Here is a 20,983-nt window from a genome sequence, read left to right on the forward strand (position 1 = left end):
GTTTTTGAGTATGATTTTCCCATTCATCAGACGGAGTCTTGCCATGTCCACTCTCGACGCGACAGCGCCGTCCGCCGCACCCCAAGGCGCAGCGTCGCTCGTCAGCCTGCCCTGGATCAAGCAACTGGTGTCGATGGACACGACGAGCCGCGTGCCGAACCTCGGCCTGATCGAAACGGTGCGTGACGCGCTCGCCGCGAAAGGCATCGCATCGACGATCACGCACGATCCGCGTGAAGGCTGGGCGAACCTGTTCGCCACCGTGCCCGCGCACGACGGCTCGACGAACGGCGGCATCGTGCTCTCCGGGCATACCGACGTCGTGCCGGTCGACGGCCAGCAATGGGACAGCAACCCGTTCGCGCCGGAAATCCGCGACGGCCGCCTGTACGGCCGCGGCACCTGCGACATGAAGGGCTTCATCGGCGCCGCGCTCGCGCTGCTGCCCGAGATGCAGGCAGCGAAGCTCGCGAAGCCGATCCATTTCGCGCTGTCCTATGACGAGGAAATCGGCTGCGCCGGCGCGCCGCTGATGATTGCGGATCTGGTCAAGCGCGGCGTGCAGCCGTCCGGCTGCATCGTCGGCGAGCCGACCAGCATGCGGCCGATCATCGCGCACAAGGGCATCAACGCGTACCGCTGCTGCGTGCGCGGCCACGCGGCGCATTCGTCGCTGACGCCGAAGGGGCTGAACGCGATCGAGTACGCGGCGCGGCTCATCTGCCACATCCGCGACATCGCCGACCGCTTTCGCGCCGAAGGCCCGTTCGACGAACTGTACGACGTGCCGTTCACCACCGCGCAGACGAGCACGATCCAGGGCGGCAACGCGATCAACACGGTGCCGGCCGAATGCCGGTTCGATTTCGAGTTCCGCAACCTGCCGACGCTCGATCCCGAGCAGATCTTCACGCGCATCGAAGCGTATGCACGGGACACGCTGCTGCCGCAGATGCTGCGCGAGCATCCGAATGCCGCGATCGAGTTCTCGAAGATCGCCGCGGCGCCCGGCCTCGACGCCACCGAACAGGCCGCGATCACGCAGCTCGTGCGCGCGCTGACGGCCGACCAGGACAAGCGCAAGGTCGCGTACGGCACCGAGGCCGGTTTGTTCGAACGCGCGGGCATCCCGAGCGTCGTGTGCGGGCCCGGCAACATCGAGCAGGCGCACAAGCCGAACGAATATGTCGAGCTCGCGCAGCTCGCCGGCTGCGAACAGTTCCTGCGCAAGTTCATCCGCAGCATGTCGGTCGACGCACACTGACTGCCCCCCGCCACGCCGGCTCGCGTGTGCGGGCCGGCCCACTCCGCCACCCGCCACGTCATGTCGACTGAACAACAGGGCGCCGCCCATACGACGATCGACGGCGAGCCGATCCCGACGCTCGACGAAATCGCCGCACAGCATTTCGCGCTGTCGCCGTGGGTCGCGCGCACGCCCGTGTTCGAACGCGCCGACCTGCCATCGCTTGAAGGCACGCACGTCAACTTCAAGTTCGAGTTGCTGCAGGTCAGCGGCAGCTTCAAGGCGCGCGGCGCATTCACGCACCTGCTCGCGCTCGACGAGGCGCGCAGGAACGCCGGCGTCACCTGCGTATCGGCCGGCAATCACGCGGCGGCCGTCGCGTACGCGGCGATGCGGCTCGGCAGCAGCGCCAAGGTCGTGATGTTCCATACCGCAAGCCCGTCGCGCATCGCGCAATGCAAGCAGTACCGCGCGGAAGTCGTGCTGGCCGGCAGCGCATCGCAGGCATTCGATCTGGTCCGGCGGATCGAGGCCGAGGAAGGCCGCTTCTTCATCCATCCGTTCAACGGCTATCACACGATCCTCGGCACCGCGACGCTCGGCTACGAATGGGCGACCCAGACGCCCGACCTCGACGCGGTGATCGTGCCGATCGGCGGCGGCGGGCTCGCGGCCGGCATGGCGACCGCGCTGCGGCTCGCGAATCCGCGTGTGCACGTGTACGGCGTCGAGCCGGAAGGCGCCGATGCGATGAGCCGCAGCTTCGCGGCGAATCACACGATCAAGATGAGCGCGATGCAGACGATCGCCGATTCGCTGATGGCGCCGCATACCGAGGAATACAGCTACCAGCTGTGCCGGCGCCACGTCGACCGCATCGTCACCGTGTCCGACGACGCGCTGCGGGCCGCGATGCTGTTCCTGTTCTCGCAGCTGAAACTGTCGGTCGAACCGGCGTGCGCGGCTGCGCTGGCCGCCCTGCTCGGCCCGCTGCGCGAAACGCTGCAGGGCAAGCGCGTCGGCGTGCTGCTGTCGGGCACCAGTACCGACCCCGCCACACTCGGCATGCATCTCGCGCACGCGACACTGCAGCACTGACCCCACATCGGGCACGCGTGGATGAACCTAGGGTTATCCCCAGATTATGTTGACAGCCCTGTTGATAACCCGCCGGACAAGCACGCAAGTGGTTGAGCGCGCAGCGTTTTGCGCGCGCGGAGGTCGATCGTCACGAAATGGGCAGATGCGCTCGCTGGCCGCCTGCGTCATGGCGACCGCCCTGCTCGCCGGTTGCGCGGCACCGCCGTCGCCCGTCGTCGACGCACCGCCGGCCTGCACGCAGCCCGGCGAAAACCGCATGCTGCAGGCCGACCTGCTGTTCGGGCGCGACATCACGGGGCGCGGCCCCGTCACCGATGCGGAGCGCGCGGCATTCCTCGCCGACACGGTCACACCACGGTTCCCCGACGGCCTCACCTACTGGGATACACACGGCCAGTGGCGCGACCAGACAAGCGGCGGAATCACGCGCGAAGACAGCTTCGTGCTCCGTATCATCGCCGACGATACTGCCGACACACGTGCGCGGCTCGCCGCGATCCGGCAAGCGTACATGCAGCGATTTCACCAGCAATCGGTCGGCATGACGGTCGTGCCGGCCTGCGCATCGTTCTGATTCCCCCCTCTCCGTCTGCCGGCCATTCGCGCAAAAAAACGGGCGCCCGAAGGCGCCCGTCGCATGCCGGAACCGCGGCGTGCCGCTTATTTGCTCTCGAACATGTCCATGATCTGCTGCTTCTCCTGCGGCGTGACGGGCGGCGGCGCAAGCCCCGCCGCGCCAGCCGAGCCGAGTGCGTCGTTCGCGCTGATCGAATTCTCGGCCGGGTTGATGTCGACGTTCGCGACGAAGCCGTTGCCCGGCGTGCGATCGGCGTAGTACAGCTCGCCGTCGATCGACGTCAGGCCGTCCGGCATCGGCATCTGCTGCTCGGGCACGCCGTTCAGCGCGGTGCGCATGTAGTTCACCCAGATCGGCAATGCGAGCTGTGCGCCGAATTCGCGGCTGCCGAGGCTCTTCGGCTGATCGAAGCCCATCCACGCGACCGCGACGAGCGACTGCTGGTAGCCGGCGAACCAGCCGTCCTTCGCGTCGTTCGTCGTACCCGTCTTGCCCTGCAGGTCGCTGCGGCCCAGTGCGTTGGTGCCCGCGCCCGTGCCGGCCGTCGCGACCGAATGCAGCAGGCTGTTCATCACGTACGCATTGCGGCCTTCGATCGTGCGCGGCGCCGTGCTGCCCGCGAGCACCGGCTGCGACTTCTGCAGCGCCTGGCCGCGTGCGTCGTCGACCTCGGCGATCAGGTACGGGTCGACCTTGTAGCCGCCGTTCGCGAACACCGCATAGCCGGTCGCGAGCTGCAGCGGCGTCACGAGGCCCGCGCCGAGCGCCATCGGCAGGTAAGGCGGCGTCTTCGCGGGATCGAAGCCGAAGCGCTGCGTGACGTACTGCTGCGCGTACTGCGTACCGATCGACGCGAGGATCCGGATCGACACGAGGTTCTTCGAACGCTGCAGGCCGGTGCGCATCGTCATCGGGCCGTCCGGCTGGTCGTCGTCCTTCGGCTCCCAGGCGGTGCCGCCCGGCACGCTCGGCGGGAAGTACAGCGGCGCGTCGTTGATCATCGTCGCCGGCCCGAGCCCCTTGTCGAGCGACGCCGAGTAGATGAACGGCTTGAACGACGAGCCCGGCTGCCGCCAGGCCTGCGTCACGTGGTTGAACTTGCTCTTGTTGAAGTCGAAGCCGCCGACGAGTGAGCGGATCGCGCCGTCCTGCGGCGCGATCGCGACGAGCGCGCCTTCGACCTGCGGCAGCTGCACGACCTGCCAGCCCGTCTTGCCGTCCTTCAGCACGCGCACGACCGAGCCCGGCTTGATGCGCAGCGTGTCGTTCGCGCGGGGGCTGAGCGCGCCCGCCACGAAGCGCAGCCCGGCCGGGCCGATCGTCGTGGTCGCGCCGCCGACGAACTGCACCTCGACCGCGTTCGGCGATGCCGACAGCACGACCGCCGACTGCAGGTCGCCGTTGTCCGGGTGATCGGCGAGCGCGTCGTCGATCGCCTCGTCGCGGTCGTCGCCGGCCGCGGGCAGCTTGATCGACGCTTCCGGCCCGCGATAGCCATGGCGGCGCTCGTAGTCGAGAATGCCGCGACGCACGGCCTGGTACGCGGCTTCCTGGTCGGACGAGTTGATCGTCGTCGTGACGGTCAGCCCGCGCGTATAGGTTTCGTCCTTGTACTGCTGGTACATCATCTGCCGCACCATCTCGGCGACGTACTCGCCGTGCACCGCGTACTGGTTGCCCGGCGTGCGCACGTGGATCTCTTCCTTCACGGCCTCGTCGTACTGCGGCTGCGTGATGTAGCCGACCTCGAGCATGCGCTTCAGGATGTATTCCTGGCGCACCTTCGCACGCTTCGGATTGACGACCGGGTTATACGCGGACGGCGCCTTCGGCAGCCCGGCGAGCATCGCCGCTTCCGCGAGCGTGATGTCCTTCAGGTCCTTGCCGAAATACACGCGTGCGGCGGCCGCGAAGCCGTACGAGCGCTGGCCGAGATAGATCTGGTTCATGTACAGCTCGAGAATCTGGTCCTTCGTCAGGGCCTTCTCGATCTTGTACGCGAGCAGCATTTCGTAAATCTTGCGCGTGTAGGTCTTCTCGCTCGACAGGAAGAAGTTGCGCGCGACCTGCATCGTGATCGTGCTCGCGCCCTGGCGCGCGCCGCCGTGCATCAGGTCGGCGACACCCGCACGCAGGATGCCGACGAAGTCGACGCCGCCGTGTTCGTAGAAGCGGTAGTCCTCGATCGCGAGCACCGCCTTCTTCATCACGTCCGGAATGTCCTGGAAGCGCACGAGGCTGCGGCGCTCTTCGCCAAACTCGCCGATCAGCACGTGGTCGGCCGTGAACACGCGCAGCGGCACCTTCGGCTGGTAGTTGGTCAGCGCATCGAGCGACGGCAGCTGCGGCGCCATCACGACCAGCGCATAGCCGACGATCAGCGCGCCGACGATCGCCAGCGTCGCGATAAGGCCGGCGAACCACAGCATGACGCGCGAGCCGAACGAGCGACCACGCCCTCCGCCGCCGCTGCGCTGGGTGCGGCGGTCGTCGTCGCGATCGTCGTCATCGGGGTAATAGGCTCCGGACGGCGAACGGCGCAGCGTGTAGTGGGGTTCGTTCCTGTCGGAAGAAGAAGGCGGTCGTTTGATAATTGGCATGTCGGAATGGCGGGCGGTCGTGGCGCCCTCGGACGCATGCGGAAATGCAGGCGAATGAATCAGAGCGGATACAGCGTGATGCGGCTGTCACGTCGACAGACCCCGCCGCGCGGCGATCCGTTCCCGCGACGTGACAGCGCATTTTAATGAAATCGACCGGGTGCCTTCGCGATTTTTTGTAAAAATTCCCGCAATGCCGTGATTTAAGGAACGTATTGTCGGCATCCTCTGCCTATCATGGACACGCAATATCGCGCGCACGCGCCGGCTTTCTTTCAATCGCGAAAGGTTCGACATCGTGATGCGCAAGCCGCTTGAACTCGCGCGTTTAAGCCGTATTTAAGTGAACCGGTGGTGTAATATCCGCCGGCTCATGCGGGTCGGAACCGGCTCGCAACGGGCACTGCCGCTCTCACGCGGCGCCTTTCAACCACGGAGGATTTCATGTCGCTTTTCGACTCTGTTTCGCGCACGATCAAAGGCCTGCTGAACGATGCGGCCGATTCGGTACAGGATCCGTCGCGCGACGCACGGCAGATCGTGCGGGAGCTCGACGACAGCATCGGCCGTGCCGAGAATTCGCTGATCGAGATCGAGGCACAGGTCGCGACCCAGCGCAGCAAGCGCGATGCGGCCGACGACAAGGTGAAGAAGTACGAGGACGGCGCGAAGCGCGCGCTGCAGTCCGGTGACGAAGCGCTCGCCCGCGAGGCCCTTGCCGCGCAGTCGAACGCGGAAGCCGAGCGTGACGCGCTCGCAGCCGAATTGACGACGCTCGAGCCGTCGGTCGACAAGCTGAAGGGGCAGATCGCCGACATGCGTCAGCGCCGCAACGACCTGAATGCACGCTCGAACATCCTGCAGGCCAAGCAGGAAATCGCGCAGGCGAAGGACGTCGCGGCCAGCGCCCTGGGCGGCATCGGCGGCAAGAACCTGTCCGAGGACTTCCAGAAGCTCGAGGACAAGGTCGCGCTGCAGAACGCCCGCTCGGACGCGCGCCTGAATTCGGCCGACACGTCGAGCGGCAAGGCGCTCGACGACAAGCTCGCCGCGCTGAACAAGGGCCCGTCGGTCGAGGATCGCCTCGCCGCGCTGAAGAAGCAGCTGGACACGCCCGCGCAGTAACGGCCACTGCGGGCCACCGCGCCGCCGCCCGCCCCGGGCGCGGCGCGAACCGATCGTCAGGAGACGGGCGCCTGCGCCCGGTTCGACCATGAAGAAATCTCTCGCCGCACTCGGCCTCTCGCTGATGGTGCTGTCGTCCGCCGCGTTTGCGGTCCCGTCGCTGCAGCAGGTCGAGCAATCGATCGCGCAACGCAACTGGCAGCAAGCCGACACGCAGCTGTCGCAAGTCATCGACGCCCATCCGAACAACGCGCATGCGCGCTACCTGTACGCACAGGTGCTGGACCGCGAAGGCCGCGCGTCCGACGCACTCGAGCAGCTGCAGCGCGCGAAGTCGCTCGATCCGCAACTCAAGTTCACCGACGCATCGCGCTTCGCGCAGACGGAGTCGCGCATCCGCGCCGACGCCGCGCGCGTGAGCGGCAACGTGCCGTCGGCCACGCAGGCAGGGACACTGCAGCCGGGGCTCGCGCCCGCCGTCGCGCCGGCCGAAAAACACGGCCCGTCGACCGGCATGTGGATCGGCTTCGGGCTGATTGCCGCGGTGATCGCGCTGGTGCTGCGCTGGACGCTGCGGCGCGCACGCACGGCCGACGACAGCCGCGCCGACGACGAACGCCGCACCCAGCTCAAGCGCGCCACCGACGTGCTGAACGACATCCGCCCGCTGAAGCTCGACGCGAAGCTGTCGACGGCGCCCGGCGCCGCGGCGCTCACGGGCGAACTCGAAGCGATCGAGACCGATGCGCGCACGCTCGTCGAAACGCTGTCGAACGGCAAGAACCCGGTGCCGCCGTATCGCGTCGATGAACTCGAACAGCGTCATGCAAGCGTGAAGGCACGCGTCGAAGGCCGTCCCGACCCGGCCGCGCAACCGGCGGCACCGGCGAACGGCAGCGGCTCCGTGTATGCGCAGGAAGCCGATCGCATGACGGGCGCGCAAGGCCAGCCGTATCCTCAGCAGCCCTACCCGCAACAGCAACCGCCGGTGGTGATCCAGCAAGGCGGCGGTGGTTTCGGCGGCGGCATGGGCGGGTTGCTGACCGGTGTGTTGCTCGGCGAGGCGATGTCCGGCGGCCGCGAGCGCGTGGTCGAACGCGACGTGATCGTCGACGGCGAGCGCCGCCGGCAGGAGAACGACCCGGGCTTCGACCTCGGCCGCGGCGACAGTTCGAACTGGAGCGACGGCAACGGTGGCGGCGGCGGCATGGATCTCGGCAGCAACGACGACGGCTGGACCGACGACAACACCTGACGCTACGCAGCGCGTCGACGCCCCCGCGACGCGCTGCATTGCACGCCACGCTCCCCTGCAGGGCCGGCCGCGCCGACGCGCGGATTTGTCAATCATTTCAAGATGGACTACCGGCAATGGGGAGCGTTCGCTATCATGCGGCCATCGGCGTGCCACCGACCCTCATTCGACGCTCTGCATCCCTGCGCGTCGCGGCACGCCTCCTCTCGCCCCCAACAGGAGAAAGCCGCTCATGAGCATCATCAAGGAATTCAAGGAGTTCGCCGTCAAGGGCAACGTCATGGATCTCGCCGTCGGCGTGATCATCGGCGGCGCGTTCTCGAAGATCGTCGACTCGGTCGTGAAAGACCTCATCATGCCGGTCATCGGCGTGCTGACCGGCGGCCTGGATTTCTCGAACAAGTTCGTTCTGCTCGGCACCATCCCCCCGACGTTCAAGGGTAATCCCGATTCGTTCAAGGACCTGCAGGCCGCGGGTGTCGCCGCATTCGGCTACGGCTCGTTCATCACGGTGGCAATCAATTTCGTCATCCTCGCGTTCATCATTTTCCTGATGGTGAAATTCATCAACAAGCTGCGCAAGCCGGAAGAAGCCGCACCGGCCGCGACGCCGGAAGACACGGTGCTGCTGCGCGAGATCCGCGATTCGCTGAAGCAGCGCTGAAGCCCAGCGCCCCGCCAGCCAGGCCCGCCCCGTGCGGGCCTTTTTATTGCGCGCGCGATGCACCGCCGCATGCGGCCTATCTCACTTTTTTGTGACGGGCGAATGCACGCGCGGGGAAAGCAGGTCTATGATGGAGACTAAACGACAGTACGGGCGCCAAGACGCTGGCTGTGTCGATCATGGCGAGCAGGTCGACGGGAGACATTGATCGTCGTACTGCACGAAGGCAGCATTTTCGTGTGCTATAAAGGATCGACATGCGGCGTACATAGCCGGGAGTGGGTCGCATGAAAGTGCCGCATTTCTTGCAATTGTTTTTGAGGCGAGTGTTTATGTCCTTCCCGAAAAAACGTCGGCGTGCCCAGCAGGATGGCCAGGAGTCATTCCTCGCGGTATTGCGCCACTCGAAACCGTTTGCCCAGCTCGACACCAAGATTGCCCGCGCCCGTGCGCAGGACGAACCCGTCCTGTACGCACATGTGCTGCCCGGTCTCGACGTGCTCCTGTGCAGCGTACGCGGCGCCCAGCCGCCTTATCCCGCCATCGCCGAGTTGCGCAAGCGCTGCATCGAATCGATCGCCAACGCGCTCGAGCAACCGCTGGACGGCCTCGAGAACGGCGGATACTGGTATGAAGCAAACGGCTTCGGCTTCCTCGTGTTTGCCAGCCGTGCGCGTGCGCGCATCCTGCCCGAGTTTGGTGCAGGCACGAAAGCGAGCCTGCGCGGCGGGCTCGGTCGCCAGAACGCCGGCGACACGACACCACGCTCCCTCGGCTGATCACCGTGCCATTCGATGGGCCGCCTCCGGGCGGCCCATCTGACATTCACGCGCCCCGCTTGCCCGTCACGACACCTGCTGACGCTCGTTGCCGGGTCGCACGATGTCGATGAACGCGGCGAAATCGGCACCGGCGAGCCCTTGCGCGGCGCCGAGCCGCAACACCTGCTGCACGGTGGCCGATACGGGCATCACTGCGCCCGTGTCACGCGCCGCGTCGGCGATCGCATCGACGTCCTTCTGGAACGTGCCGAGCGCGCCGATCGGAGCATGACCGCCCGACGTCATGCGCGGCACGAACGTCTGCAACAGCACCGAATCGGCCCAGCCGCCGGCCAGCGCTTCGGCGAGCCGAGCGGCATCGATGCCGCTCGCCTGCGCCAGACCGACGGCCTCGGCGATCGCGGTCACCGTCGCGGTGACGATCGCCTGGTTGCACAGCTTCGCCGTCTGCCCCGCGCCCGCATCGCCCATGTGCGTGATCCGCGACGCATACGCGTCGATCAGCGGCCGCACCGCGTCGAGATCGGCCGCGCGGCCGCCGGCCATCACCGCGAGCGTGCCGGCCTGCGCGCCGGGCACGCCGCCCGACACCGGCGCATCGACCCAGCCGACGCCGAGCGCCGCTGCACGCGCCGCGTAATCGCGCGTGGCGGCGGGCGCAATGCTCGAATGATCGACGATGCGCTGCAGGCGACGCGCACGCGCATCGCCGGACAGCAGGCCGTGCTCGCCGAACGCGACATCGCCCACCGCGCGGCCGTCGAGCACGCACACGAATACCGTCTCGACGCGCTCCGCCAGTTCGCGCGGCGTGCCGACCACCTGCGCGCCGTCCTTCACGAGCGCCTCGGCCTTGTCGCGCGAGCGGTTCCACACGCTGACCCGATGCCCTGCCGCCAGCAAATGCCGAATCATCGGCGCGCCCATCAATCCCGGTCCGCAAAATCCGACTTCCACGATGCTCCTCGTCTCCGATATGGGTTGAACTTGCCGCCCATCATACCTATCACTCAAGAAGCCGGGCACGCGCGGCGCCGCTTCGGGACCACGGCTTGCGCCGGCCATCCATACCGACATCCCAGGGAGCGCATCATGAGCGACCACGTGTACAAGATGATCGAGCTGACCGGCTCGTCGAAGCAATCGAGCGACGACGCCATCCGCAACGCGATCTCGAAAGCCGGCAAGACGCTGCACAACCTGCACTGGTTCCAGGTGACCGAAACGCGCGGGCACATCGAAGGCGACCAGGTCGTGCACTGGCAGGTCACGCTGAAAGTCGGCATGCGCATCGACGACTGACGCGCCCCCTGCATCACACGCCGCGCCGCTGACCGGATCCGTGCAACGCGCTTTCCGCGCGGCGCCGCGCGCCTCACTTCGCACCCGTTCAGGCCCCTTGTCGCGGCCCGGCCGGCGGGTACCTGCGGGTATCCATCTCTTGACGCTGATTTTCGTTCATATTAAAAACGATATACCCACCCCACCCCTCGATCAGCCCAGCCATATAAACCGGAGATAACATGAGTCAGCAACGCGAGGCGATCGACACGTACCTCTTGCGCGTCTTGCACACCTTGTTGATGGAGCGCAGCGTCACGCGCGCGGCCGTCAAACTGAACCAGTCGCAACCGGCGATCAGCGCCGCGCTGCGGCGCCTGCGCGACATCACCGGCGATCCGCTGCTGGTGCGCGGCAAATCCGGCATGGTGCCGACCGAATACGGGCTGCGCCTGCTCGAGCCCGTGCAGAACGCGCTGCGTGAAATCGAGCGCATCAAGTTCCAGCAGCACAATTTCGACCCGGCCACGTCGATCCGCTGCTACCGGATCGGCTGCCCCGACTACCTGAACGTGCTGTTCGTGCCGACCGTGGTCGAGCGCTTCCGCCAGGCCGCGCCGAACGCGACGCTCGAGTTCCATTCGCTCGGCCCCGCGTTCGACTACGAGCTTGCGCTGGAAGACGGCAAGCTCGACATCGTCGTCGGCAACTGGCCCGAGCCGCCCGAGCAGCTGCACCTGTCGAACCTGTTCGTCGACGAGATCGTCTGCCTGATGAGCAACACGCACCCGTTCGCGAAGCGCGGCGGGCTCACGCTCGACCAGTACCTGAACGCACCGCATCTCGCGCCGACGCCGTACTCGGTCGGCCAGCGCGGCGCGATCGACGTGCATCTCGCGCGCGAACGGCTCAAGCGCCACGTGGTCGTCACGCTGCCGTACTTCAACCTCGCACCGTACGTGCTCGTGAAGTCCGACCTGATCTTCACGACGACGCGACTGTTCGCCGATCACTACGCGAAGTTCCTGCCGCTGTCGGTCGTGCCGGCGCCGCTCGACTTCCCGCCGATGCAGTACTACCAGCTGTGGCACGAGCGCTGCCATTACTCCGACGAAGTACGCTGGCTGCGCAGCCTCGTCGCCGAAGCCACCCGCACGCTGATCGAAGCGTAACGGCGCGCACTGCCCGCGCCGTTTCTGCGCGGCGCGGCGACAGCCGGCGGCCTGCCCCGGCGGCAACACGGCCGCCGGATGGCGCCTCAGCCTTCCGTCAGCGCGATGCCTCCACCAGTGCCTGCGCGAGCGCGTTGTGACGCGCGATGACGGGCGGCAGGTCGAGCGTCGCCAGACGTCCTTCCCTTACCACCACCTTCCCGTTCACGACCGTGTACGCCGTCTGCGACGGCGCGCAGAACACGAGCGCCGCGACCGGATCGTGCAGCGCGCCCGCGAACAGCGGCTGGCGCAGGTCGAATGCGGCGAAGTCCGCGGCCATGCCGGGCTTCAGCGCGCCGATGTCGTCGCGGTTCAGCACCTTCGCGCCGCCGAGCGTCGCGATCTCGAGCGCTTCGCGTGCAGTCATCGCATCGGGCCCGAAGCCGACCCGCTGCAACAGCAGCGCCTGCCGCACTTCCGCGACCATCTGCGCGCCGTCGTTCGATGCGGAGCCGTCGACGCCGAGGCCGACCGGCACGCCCGCGAGACGCATCTTCTTCACCGGCGCGATACCCGACGCGAGCCGCATGTTCGAGCATGGACAGTGCGCGACGCCCGTGCCGGTGCGCGCGAACAGGCTGATACCCGCATCGTCGAGCTGCACGCAGTGCGCATGCCACACGTCGTGGCCGACCCAGCCGAGATCTTCCGCATATTCCGCCGGCGTCATCCCGAATTTCTCGCGGCTGTACGCGATGTCGTTGACGTTCTCCGCGAGATGCGTGTGCAGCGACACGCCGTATTCGCGCGCGAGCACGGCCGCGTCGCGCATCAGGTCGCGGCTCACCGAGAACGGCGAGCACGGCGCGACGACCACGCGCAGCATCGCGTAACGGCCTTCGTCGTGATAGGTCTCGATCAGGCGCTGCGTGTCGCGCAGGATGTCGGGCTCGCGCTCGACGACCGAATCGGGCGGCAGCCCGCCGTCGCGCTGGCCGACGCTCATCGCGCCGCGGCTCGCGTGAAAACGCATGCCGATCCGCTGCGCGGCGCCGATGCTGTCGTCGAGGCGGCTGCCGTTCGGGTAGATGTACAGATGATCGCTCGACGTCGTGCAGCCCGACTGCAGCAGTTCAGCCATCGCGGTGAGCGTCGACACTTCGATCATCTCGGGCGTCAGGTGCGCCCAGATTCTGTACAGGTTCGTGAGCCAGCCGAACAGCTCGGCGTTCTGCGCCGCCGGCACCGCGCGCGTGAGGCTCTGGTACATGTGGTGGTGCGTGTTCACGAGCCCCGGGATCACGAGGTGGCCGCGCAGGTCGAGCACTTCGTCGGCCATCTCGGGCAGCTCGGCGGTCGGGCCGACCGCGACGATCCGGTTGTCTTCGATGTAGAGCCCCGCATCGCGCAGCTCGCGGCGCGTGTCGTCCATGGTCACGAGCACGTCGGCGTGCTTGACCAGCAGGGTTGTCGGGCGGGATGAGGAGGGGTTCGGCGCGCGTGCGCCAGCGTGCTGCTCGAGGTTCATGCGTTCTCCGCGTCGGTCTGCCCCCAGGGGCGGATCCTGGGAGCGGTCACACAGCCGTTCGAACGCTGAATCGCGGCACGCTCCGGTGCCTGCGTCCGTTCGAACGCCCTGGCCCGGTTACCCGGCGTGCTCGCCGTCTTCGGGGTACGCGCGGGCCACGAGCCGACGCGCACGGCGGGAGGATCGCCCAAGCGCGCGCCGCACACAATGCGCGATCCGGAATACCGCGTTTCACGGTTTCGATATGGTACGCCGCGCAACGCCCCGCCGGCGGCCCGAGACGCACGCCGGAAGCCCGCCGGAAACCGTCTCCGGCGTGCCGTCGACAGCCGCTCATGCGCGGCGCATTATCTTTGATATCGCGCCCGTATTTGCGCGGGGAACCTTTTTACAATGCCTGCACGGCGCTCGCTTCAATCTCGCCGACGGGTATGTAGCCACGTGACGTGGAGCCTCGATCCGCCGCACAGTCAATGGATCGAGTCGCCGCCGAACCTCGCATTCACACAAGGACACAACGAATGGGAAAGCTCACTACCCACGTACTCGATACGGCGCACGGCCGTCCCGGCGCTGCAATCAAGGTGGACCTCTACGCGCTGGACGGCGAATCGCGCCGCGCGATCAAGACCGTGCTGACCAATAGCGACGGCCGCTGCGACGAACCCCTGCTCGAAGGCGCCGCGCTCGCCGCCGGCGAATACGAACTCGTGTTCCATGCCGGCGACTACTTCGCGTCGCTCGGCGTGAAGGTGCCCGAACCCCGTTTCGTCGATCGCGTCGTGCTCCGCTTCGGCATTGCCGACACCGGCTCGCACTACCACGTGCCGCTGCTCGTGTCGCCGTGGTCGTACAGCACCTATCGCGGCAGCTGACATTCGAATCAGCGCCCGCATCAAACAAACGATTTGAGTCTGGAGGAGTTTCATGGAAGGCTTCATCACCGACTGGCTGAACCTCGCGCTGCGATGGCTGCACGTCATCGTCGCCATTGCGTGGATCGGCGAGTCGTTCTATTTCGTCGCGCTCGACAACAGCCTGAAACCGCCGACCGACCCGAACCAGCGCAAGCGCGGTGTGTTCGGCGAGCTGTGGCACGTCCACGGCGGCGGCTTCTACAACATGCAGAAGTACACGGTCGCCCCGCCGGAAATGCCGGATGACCTGCACTGGTCGAAGTGGCCGTCGTACACGACCTGGCTGTCGGGCTTCTCGCTGTTCTTCGTGCTGTACCTGCTCGCACCGAACACGTACCTGATCGACAAGAGCGTGCTCGACATGGGCCCCGTGGTCGCCGTCGCGTCCGCACTCGGCTTCCTCGCCGCCGGCTGGATCGTCTACGACTCGCTGTGTCGCATCCTCGGCACCAACGACCGCGTGCTCGGCATCTGCGTCGGCATCTACGTGGTCGCCGCCGCGTACCTCGCGTGCCACATCTTCGCGGGTCGTGCCGCCTACCTGATCGTCGGCGCGATGCTCGCGACGATCATGTCGGCGAACGTGTTCTTCGTGATCATCCCTGGCCAGCGCAAGATGGTCGACAAGATGCTCAAGGGCGAAGAGCCGAACCCGATCTACGGCAAGCGCGGCAAGCAGCGCTCGGTGCACAACACGTACTTCACGCTGCCCGTCGTGTTCGCGATGCTGTCGAACCACTATGCGATGACGTACACGAACAAGTTCAACTGGGTCGTGCTCGTGCTGATCATGCTGGCCGGCGCGCTGATTCGCCAGTTCTTCGTGATGCGCCACCGCGGCAAGCAGCTGTGGTACCTGCCGATCGGCGGCGTCGCGCTGCTGGCCGGCGCACTGGTCTGGACGACGCCGAAGCCGGTCGCACCGGAAGCGCAGGCCGCGAACGCGCCGAAGGTCGTGATCAACGACATCATGCCGATCCTGCAGCAGCGCTGCGTCGAGTGCCACTCGGCGAAGCCGACGCTGATGGGCAGCGCGCCCGCGGGTGTGATGTTCGACACGCCGGACGAAGTGTCGAAGAACGCGCAGCGTATCTATGAACAGGCCGTGCGCCTGAAGGCGATGCCGATCGGCAACGTCACGCACATGACCGACGACGAGCGCACGAAGCTCGCCGCGTGGTTCGAGGGTGGCGCGAACAAGTAAGCCGCCGTGCGCCGGGGTCGTGTTCCGGCGCAATCCTTTCCGTTCGCGGGCCCGTTACGGGCCCGTTTTTTTTGCGTGCTGCAGAGGCCTTGCTAGCGCTCACCGCGCATCGCGTCGCGCTGCAGCGCGACGAGCGCATCGAGTGCGCGCGGGCCGTCGTCGAACGGCACGAAGATGTGATCGTGGCAGGCAGCCGCCATCACGTTGCAACTGATGCCGGCCGCGCCGAGCGCGCGTGCGAACGTCGCCGTGAGGCCGACAGCCGCAAGGTCGGAATGCACGGTCAGCGTGATCCAGGCCGAGCGGAACAGCACGGGCCAGCCGTGACGCGCCGCCGTCTCCTCTTCGACCACGACCGTCAGCCCTTCCGCTTCGCGAAACGTTGCGATCACTTCGGATAACGATACGTCTGCGCCGGTCGGCAGCGATACGAAGGCGAACGCGCCCGGATGCAATTCGGGCTGCATCGTGCTCAGCAGGATCGCCAGGTCGTTTTCAGGTTGGCTCATCGGAGGAACATGCCCGGAATCGGGCGTCGCGCGGTGGAGATGCGGGCACGATAGCACGCGCCACCGTCACCGCTACGCGTGCATCGTCGCGACCTCATCCGCGAGCCAGTCGCGCAATGCGACGATGCGCGGATCGTCCTGCGTGTGCTCCGGATACACGACGTGATAGGCGAGCCCCGGCGCCACGTCGACGTTCACGTCGAACAGTTGCACGACGCGCCCTTCCGCGAGATCGCGCGCGATCATGTGCGGCTCCGCCAGCCCGACCGCCGTGCCATCCGTCACGGCCTGCACGACGTGGCTCGAATCCGGAAACGCGACGCACCGGCTGTCGTCGAAACCGTCGATGCCGGCAGCGGCCATCCATGCGGACCAGCGCGGCCAGGTCACGCCATCGACTTCGCAGTCCACGTGGCACAGCGTGTGGCGCAGCAGATCGCGCGGCTTGCGCAATGGCGGCCCGGCCGACAACAGCGCCGGGCTGCAGATCGCAACGACCGACGTATCGAACAGGCGCTGCGCGCACGCATCGCGATAACGCCCGGTGCCGAAGCGGATCGCGGCATCGACGTCGTCGTCATCGAAATCGCGCAACCGGTCGGTGATATCGAACGACAGCTCGAACGCAGGATGTTCGGCCCTGAAACGCGGCAGGCGCGGCAGCAGCCAGTGCGTCGCGAAGCGCGCGCCGACCGATACGCGCAACTCCGTCTGCTCCCGTGCGACGCGCCGTGCCCGGGCAGTCGCGCGCTGCAGGCCCGCCAGCGCATCAGCGGCCGCGGCAGCCAGCACGACACCGGCCGGCGTCAGCCGGATGCTGCGGCTCGTGCGGACGAACAGCACCATGTCGAGCTGCGCCTCGATTTCCTTGATCTGGTGACTGACGGCCGCCGGCGTCAGCCCGACCTCGTCGGCCGCTCGCGAGAAATTCAGGTGCCGCGCCGCTGCATCGAACGTCCTCAGCGCGCGCGTACCGGGCCACATGCGTTCCATCGATCTTCAAACCGGATTTGATGACCGTTCCAAAACTACTCGTTTTTCAGGACAGCATCAATCGGCAAACAATAGGCTTTCTTGAAGATGTCGCGCGCTGCCCCGAGCCCGCGGCCAACCTGGAGAGTCGCCGATGACCGCTGCACCATTCCCGTCCGTCGCCCAGATCAACGGCGTCGCCGCCACACCCGACGCGCTCGCCGCGCTGGCTTTCGCGGGCCACGCGCATTTCACCGCCATGCAGGTACGCGACGGCCACGTGCGCGGCCTCGACCTGCATCTCGCGCGGCTGCGCGATGCGTCGAACACGCTGTTCGGCCAGGCCCTGCCCGACGACCGGATTCGCACGCTCCTGCGCGCCGCGCTCGAGCGCGCGCCGTCGGCGCTGTCGCTGACGGCGACCGTGCATGCGACGACGGGCGAATTCGTCGCGCCGCGCGACGACGAAACGCTCGACGTGCTGGTCCGCACCGCCGCGCCGTCGTCGGGGCCCGCGGGCCCGCTCGATCTCGCGCTGTTCGAGTACGAGCGCGTGCTGCCGGACATCAAGCACGTCGGCGAAGTCGCGAAGACGCACTTCCTGCGCCGCGCGATCGCGCAGGGTTTCGACGATGCGGCGTTCGTCGATCGCCACGGGCGCATCAGTGAAGGCTCGATCTGGAATCTCGCGTTCTGGACCGGCGACGCGGTCGTGTGGCCGGTGGCCGGCATGCTCGGCGGCGTCACGATGCGCATCGTGCGCCGGCAACTGGCGCGCCTGGGGGTCGCGCAACACGATCGCGAACTGACGCCGGCCGACCTGCCGTCGATGGCCGGCGCCGTCGTGATGAATTCGTGGACGCCCGGGATCGCCGTGCGCCGGTTGGGCGCGACGACGCTGCCCGACGCATCGTCGTTCGTCGCGCTGCTGCATCGCGCATACGAACAGGAGCCGCCCGTCGCGCCGTGACGCGCGCCGCCACGCGCCGTGCGCGCCCTGCTCACCCGTCGACCGTCTCCGGCAGCCGCGCGATCGCCTTGATCTCGAACTGGAACCCATACAGCCAGGTCACGCCGACCGCGGTCAGCGTCGGATGCGGCGCGTCGCCCCAGTATTCGGGAACGATCTCCCAGATCCGCTCGAACGTCGCTTCAGGGTCGACGAGGAACACCGTCACGTCGACGACGTCGTCGAACGTGCAACCAGCCGCGCGCAACACCGCATTCAGGTTGTCGAACGCGCGGCGGACCTGCGCACCCAGTTCCGGCTCCGGCGAGCCGTCATCGCGGCTGCCGACCTGCCCGGACACGAACAGGAAGCCGTTCGAGCGCACCGCCGGCGAATAGCGGTTGCGGTCGTACAGTGCCTGGCGACCGGGCGGGAAAACCACGCTACGCTTTACCATCCCCTACCTCCTTCGGTTGGTGGGGCGAAGCCGCCCCGGCATCAACGATGAAGGCACTTTAGGGATCGTTGCACGGCGAATAAACCGGCAACCCTGTCCAACACTGTTTGCACGCACCAAACAATTCCGACCGACGCGGAGCCCTGACCCGATGGATCGATTCGACGCAATGCAGGCGTTCGCCCGCGTGGTGGAAGCCGGCAGTTTCACGAAGGCGGCCGAGACACTGCGCATGAGCCGCACCACCGTCACGCAACTCGTGCAGCAGCTCGAAGCGCGGCTGCGCGTGAAGCTGTTCAATCGCACGACGCGCAAGGTCGTCGTCACCGCGGACGGCGCCGCGTACTACGACCGCGTCGTGCGCTTGCTGGCCGACATGGACGATGCCGAAACGAGCCTGTCCGCCGCTTCCGCGGCGCCCCGCGGGCGGCTGCGCGTGGACGTGCCGAGCCCGTTCGCGCGCCTGATCCTGATCCCCGCACTGCCCGCGTTCCATGCGCGCTATCCGGACATCCAGCTCGACATGGGCGTGAGCGACCGCGTGGTGGACGTGATCGGCGAGAACGTCGACTGCGTCGTGCGCGGCGGCGAACCGACCGACCGCTCGCTGGTCGCGCGGCGCGTCGGCGACCTGCGGCTCGGCGTGTATGCGTCGCCGGCTTACCTCGCACGCGCCGGCTCGCCGACGCATCCGGACGAGCTGGAGGATACGCATCACCGGATCGTCGGTTTTCTGTGGGCGCGCACCGGCAAGGCGCTGCCGTTCGCGATGACATGCGACGGCGAGCAGGTCACCGTGCGCGGACGCTACGTGCTCGCGGTCGACGACGGCAATGCGTATCTCGAGGCCGGCCTCGCCGGGTTGGGCATTCTGTGGCTGCCCGACTACATGGCCGGCGCGCATCGCGCCCGCGGCGAACTGGTGCCGCTGTTCGAGCAATGGCAACTCGAACCGATGCCGATGTACGTCGCGTTCCCGCCGAACCGGCACGTCAGCGCGAAGCTGCGCGTGTTCATCGACTGGGTCGCCGAACTGGTCGCACATAAAAAAACCCGCGCATGATGCGCGGGTTTCGTCGGACGCTGGCAAAAACGCCGGCGACTCAGGCCGTCAGCGCGTGCAGCGCCTCGTCGGTGAGCCACAGCGATTCCTGCAGGTCCTGCTCGTTCAGGTTCAGGCCGTCGCCACCGCGATCGACGACGATGAAGTCGCTGACGCCGCCGAGCGCGATCAGCGGGTGATGCCACACGCCCTTCGCATAGTTGACGCCCTGCCAGCCGCTCGTCACGAACGCGCGGATCTTCGCCGGATCGAGATCGCCCGCGGGCGCGACGACGACGAGATACGGCTGGTCGTTCAGCGGCACGAACGCCTGGCTGCCGAGCGGGTGCCGCTCGAGCATCTTCACTTCGAACGGCAGCGTGCGCGGCTGGCCGCGAAACAGGTTGACGAGCGTGCGGCCGTCTTCATCGGTCACGTCGACTTTAGCGAGATCGTGAAAGCGGATCGTCGTGCCGAGGTTGATCGGGATCTGCTTAGCCCCTTCCGTTTCGATCACGTCGCCGAACGGCGCGAATGCTTCCTTGGTCAGCGGTTCGATGGCAAGCGTCTTCATTTGTCGAGCGTCCCCCACAGACGCAGGCGCGACACGCCGCCGTCCGGAATGATGTTCAGTCGCACGTGCGTGACGGGGCCGAGCGACGCGATGTCCTGTTCGAAGTAGTGCTGCTTGTCCATCTGCAGCTTCTGTTCGCCGAGCAGCACGGGCCAGAACATCGATTGCGTGATCAGCGAGCTGTCCGTGCCGCCCGACACGTACGCGGCCTGGATCGAGCAACGATCCGGGTAGTTGCCCTTGAAGAACGCGGTATCGACTTCGATCTTGCGGATCACGCCCGGCTGCGCGAGCGCGATGATCGCCCAGTCGTTGCCGGGTTCGCGGCGGCGGCGGGTTTCCCAGCCGTCGCCCATGTTCACGCCGCGGCCCGGCAGCAGCAGGTTCGACGCGACGCCGAAGTGCTGGTTGTTCGCGGCCACCACGTAACCGCCGTTTTCCATCGCCGCGAGATCGAACTGCTCGGTCGCGCTCGCGCCGGCCCAGTCGAGCTGCGGCTGGCCGTACACGCGCAGGCGTGCAATGCCGCCATCCGGATAGATGTTCACGCGCAGGTGCGTGAAGGCGCGCGCATCGCTCGCTTCGACGTAGTGATGGCTGTTGCCCTGCAGCGTCGTCGACGGCACGATCTCGACCCACTCGGTCGCGTGCGTCGGCGCGCCGTCGGCCACGAACGCGGCCTCGATCGACGCGGCCGGCGGGAAGTTGCCGGTGAAGTGGCTCGTGTCGATGTCGAAGCCCTTGATCACGCCCGGGCGCGCGAGCTTGACGATGCACCAGTCGTAGCCCGTCGTGCGCTTGCGGCGCGTTTCCCAGCCGTCCATCCACTTGCCGTGGTCGTCGTACTTGCCGGGGATGAACACGGCCGGCTCGGGGTTCAGCATCCGGTCCTTCGGCGCGAAGAAATCGTCGCTGGCTTCGAGCGCCTGCGCACCGAGACGCGGGTCGGCCAGGTTCACGTAGCGCCGCGTGAAGTCGGGTGCGTTGGGATCGAGAAGCGGAACAGCCATGATGTTTCCTTGTTTCAGTGAGGCGATCAGGCCGCT

General features: G+C 67.1%; 21 protein-coding genes. 13 read left to right on the forward strand and 8 right to left on the reverse strand.

Annotated elements, in window-relative coordinates; genetic code table 11:
- The first annotated feature begins 43 nt into the window (after positions 1-43).
- The 3 genes from argE (at position 44) to G3N98_RS11000 (ending at position 2,921) form a co-directional block, all read left to right on the forward strand.
- The gene (gene argE, locus G3N98_RS10990; protein WP_206148180.1) at positions 44-1,264 is read left to right on the forward strand and encodes an acetylornithine deacetylase; all 1,221 of its coding nucleotides are present in this window, start codon (positions 44-46) and stop codon (positions 1,262-1,264) included.
- A 60-nt stretch (positions 1,265-1,324) separates the two neighbouring features.
- The gene (locus G3N98_RS10995; RefSeq protein ID WP_175237146.1) at positions 1,325-2,344 is read left to right on the forward strand and encodes a threonine/serine dehydratase; all 1,020 of its coding nucleotides are present in this window, start codon (positions 1,325-1,327) and stop codon (positions 2,342-2,344) included.
- A gap of 145 nt (positions 2,345-2,489) precedes the next feature.
- Positions 2,490-2,921: a DUF3574 domain-containing protein gene (locus G3N98_RS11000; RefSeq protein WP_206148181.1), complete on the forward strand. Its 432-nt coding sequence runs from the start codon at positions 2,490-2,492 to the stop codon at positions 2,919-2,921.
- Between the two features lie 86 nt (positions 2,922-3,007).
- Here the strand turns inward: G3N98_RS11000 and G3N98_RS11005 are convergent, their stop codons facing one another.
- The gene (locus G3N98_RS11005; protein WP_089425647.1) at positions 3,008-5,524 is read right to left on the reverse strand and encodes a penicillin-binding protein 1A; all 2,517 of its coding nucleotides are present in this window, start codon (positions 5,522-5,524) and stop codon (positions 3,008-3,010) included.
- Positions 5,525-5,968: 444 nt separating this feature from the next.
- On the opposite strand from G3N98_RS11005, the gene G3N98_RS11010 reads away from it, so the two are divergent.
- The 4 genes from G3N98_RS11010 to G3N98_RS11025 all read left to right on the forward strand — a co-directional run bounded on the left by G3N98_RS11010 (position 5,969) and on the right by G3N98_RS11025 (position 9,347).
- Positions 5,969-6,649, forward strand: coding sequence for a PspA/IM30 family protein (locus G3N98_RS11010; protein ID WP_059233905.1), 681 nt, complete (start codon positions 5,969-5,971; stop codon positions 6,647-6,649).
- Positions 6,650-6,737: 88 nt separating this feature from the next.
- A complete protein-coding gene (locus G3N98_RS11015) occupies positions 6,738-7,904 on the forward strand; it encodes a tetratricopeptide repeat protein (RefSeq protein ID WP_089425648.1) in 1,167 nt (388 codons plus the stop codon).
- Positions 7,905-8,136: 232 nt separating this feature from the next.
- Complete coding sequence (gene mscL, locus G3N98_RS11020) at positions 8,137-8,568, forward strand: large conductance mechanosensitive channel protein MscL (RefSeq protein ID WP_006487991.1); 432 nt, start codon at positions 8,137-8,139, stop codon at positions 8,566-8,568.
- A gap of 332 nt (positions 8,569-8,900) precedes the next feature.
- A complete protein-coding gene (locus G3N98_RS11025) occupies positions 8,901-9,347 on the forward strand; it encodes a hypothetical protein (protein ID WP_027784713.1) in 447 nt (148 codons plus the stop codon).
- A gap of 66 nt (positions 9,348-9,413) precedes the next feature.
- On the opposite strand, the gene G3N98_RS11030 is transcribed toward G3N98_RS11025, so the two are convergent.
- A complete protein-coding gene (locus G3N98_RS11030) occupies positions 9,414-10,307 on the reverse strand; it encodes an NAD(P)-dependent oxidoreductase (RefSeq protein WP_206148182.1) in 894 nt (297 codons plus the stop codon).
- A gap of 135 nt (positions 10,308-10,442) precedes the next feature.
- On the opposite strand from G3N98_RS11030, the gene G3N98_RS11035 reads away from it, so the two are divergent.
- Positions 10,443-10,652, forward strand: coding sequence for a dodecin (locus tag G3N98_RS11035; protein WP_011352399.1), 210 nt, complete (start codon positions 10,443-10,445; stop codon positions 10,650-10,652).
- Between the two features lie 221 nt (positions 10,653-10,873).
- Positions 10,874-11,803 carry a LysR substrate-binding domain-containing protein gene (locus tag G3N98_RS11040; protein WP_006762467.1) on the forward strand — a complete coding sequence of 310 codons (930 nt, stop codon included), beginning with the start codon at positions 10,874-10,876 and terminating at the stop codon, positions 11,801-11,803.
- Positions 11,804-11,900: 97 nt separating this feature from the next.
- On the opposite strand, the gene G3N98_RS11045 is transcribed toward G3N98_RS11040, so the two are convergent.
- Positions 11,901-13,313, reverse strand: a complete 1,413-nt coding sequence (locus G3N98_RS11045) for an 8-oxoguanine deaminase (protein WP_206148183.1) — start codon at positions 13,311-13,313, stop codon at positions 11,901-11,903.
- Between the two features lie 521 nt (positions 13,314-13,834).
- Between G3N98_RS11045 and uraH the strand changes: the two genes are divergently transcribed.
- Complete coding sequence (uraH, locus tag G3N98_RS11050) at positions 13,835-14,188, forward strand: hydroxyisourate hydrolase (protein ID WP_011352401.1); 354 nt, start codon at positions 13,835-13,837, stop codon at positions 14,186-14,188.
- A 52-nt stretch (positions 14,189-14,240) separates the two neighbouring features.
- The gene (locus tag G3N98_RS11055; protein WP_039342830.1) at positions 14,241-15,434 is read left to right on the forward strand and encodes a urate hydroxylase PuuD; all 1,194 of its coding nucleotides are present in this window, start codon (positions 14,241-14,243) and stop codon (positions 15,432-15,434) included.
- Positions 15,435-15,526: 92 nt separating this feature from the next.
- Here the strand turns inward: G3N98_RS11055 and G3N98_RS11060 are convergent, their stop codons facing one another.
- Entirely contained in the window at positions 15,527-15,943 is a 417-nt protein-coding gene (locus tag G3N98_RS11060) for an ACT domain-containing protein (protein ID WP_175237142.1), read from the reverse strand.
- 72 nt (positions 15,944-16,015) lie between these two features.
- Positions 16,016-16,936: a LysR substrate-binding domain-containing protein gene (locus G3N98_RS11065; protein ID WP_206148184.1), complete on the reverse strand. Its 921-nt coding sequence runs from the start codon at positions 16,934-16,936 to the stop codon at positions 16,016-16,018.
- Positions 16,937-17,069: 133 nt separating this feature from the next.
- Between G3N98_RS11065 and G3N98_RS11070 the strand changes: the two genes are divergently transcribed.
- Entirely contained in the window at positions 17,070-17,885 is an 816-nt protein-coding gene (locus G3N98_RS11070; RefSeq protein WP_206148185.1) for an aminotransferase class IV family protein, read from the forward strand.
- 31 nt (positions 17,886-17,916) lie between these two features.
- Here G3N98_RS11070 and G3N98_RS11075 read toward each other — a convergent pair whose 3' ends face one another.
- Entirely contained in the window at positions 17,917-18,321 is a 405-nt protein-coding gene (locus G3N98_RS11075; RefSeq protein WP_206148186.1) for a RidA family protein, read from the reverse strand.
- Positions 18,322-18,472: 151 nt separating this feature from the next.
- Between G3N98_RS11075 and G3N98_RS11080 the strand changes: the two genes are divergently transcribed.
- The gene (locus G3N98_RS11080) at positions 18,473-19,384 is read left to right on the forward strand and encodes a LysR family transcriptional regulator (RefSeq protein ID WP_206148187.1); all 912 of its coding nucleotides are present in this window, start codon (positions 18,473-18,475) and stop codon (positions 19,382-19,384) included.
- 40 nt (positions 19,385-19,424) lie between these two features.
- Here the strand turns inward: G3N98_RS11080 and G3N98_RS11085 are convergent, their stop codons facing one another.
- Positions 19,425-19,937 (reverse strand): ureidoglycolate lyase, encoded by a 513-nt coding sequence (locus G3N98_RS11085; RefSeq protein ID WP_043187989.1) that lies wholly within the window; start codon positions 19,935-19,937, stop codon positions 19,425-19,427.
- Complete coding sequence (alc, locus tag G3N98_RS11090) at positions 19,934-20,947, reverse strand: allantoicase (protein WP_011352409.1); 1,014 nt, start codon at positions 20,945-20,947, stop codon at positions 19,934-19,936. The genes G3N98_RS11085 and alc overlap by 4 nt, the downstream gene beginning before the upstream one ends.
- Between the last annotated feature and the right edge of the window lie 36 nt (positions 20,948-20,983).

Source organism: Burkholderia sp. Tr-20390 (assembly GCF_017104595.1).
Taxonomy (GTDB): domain Bacteria; phylum Pseudomonadota; class Gammaproteobacteria; order Burkholderiales; family Burkholderiaceae; genus Burkholderia.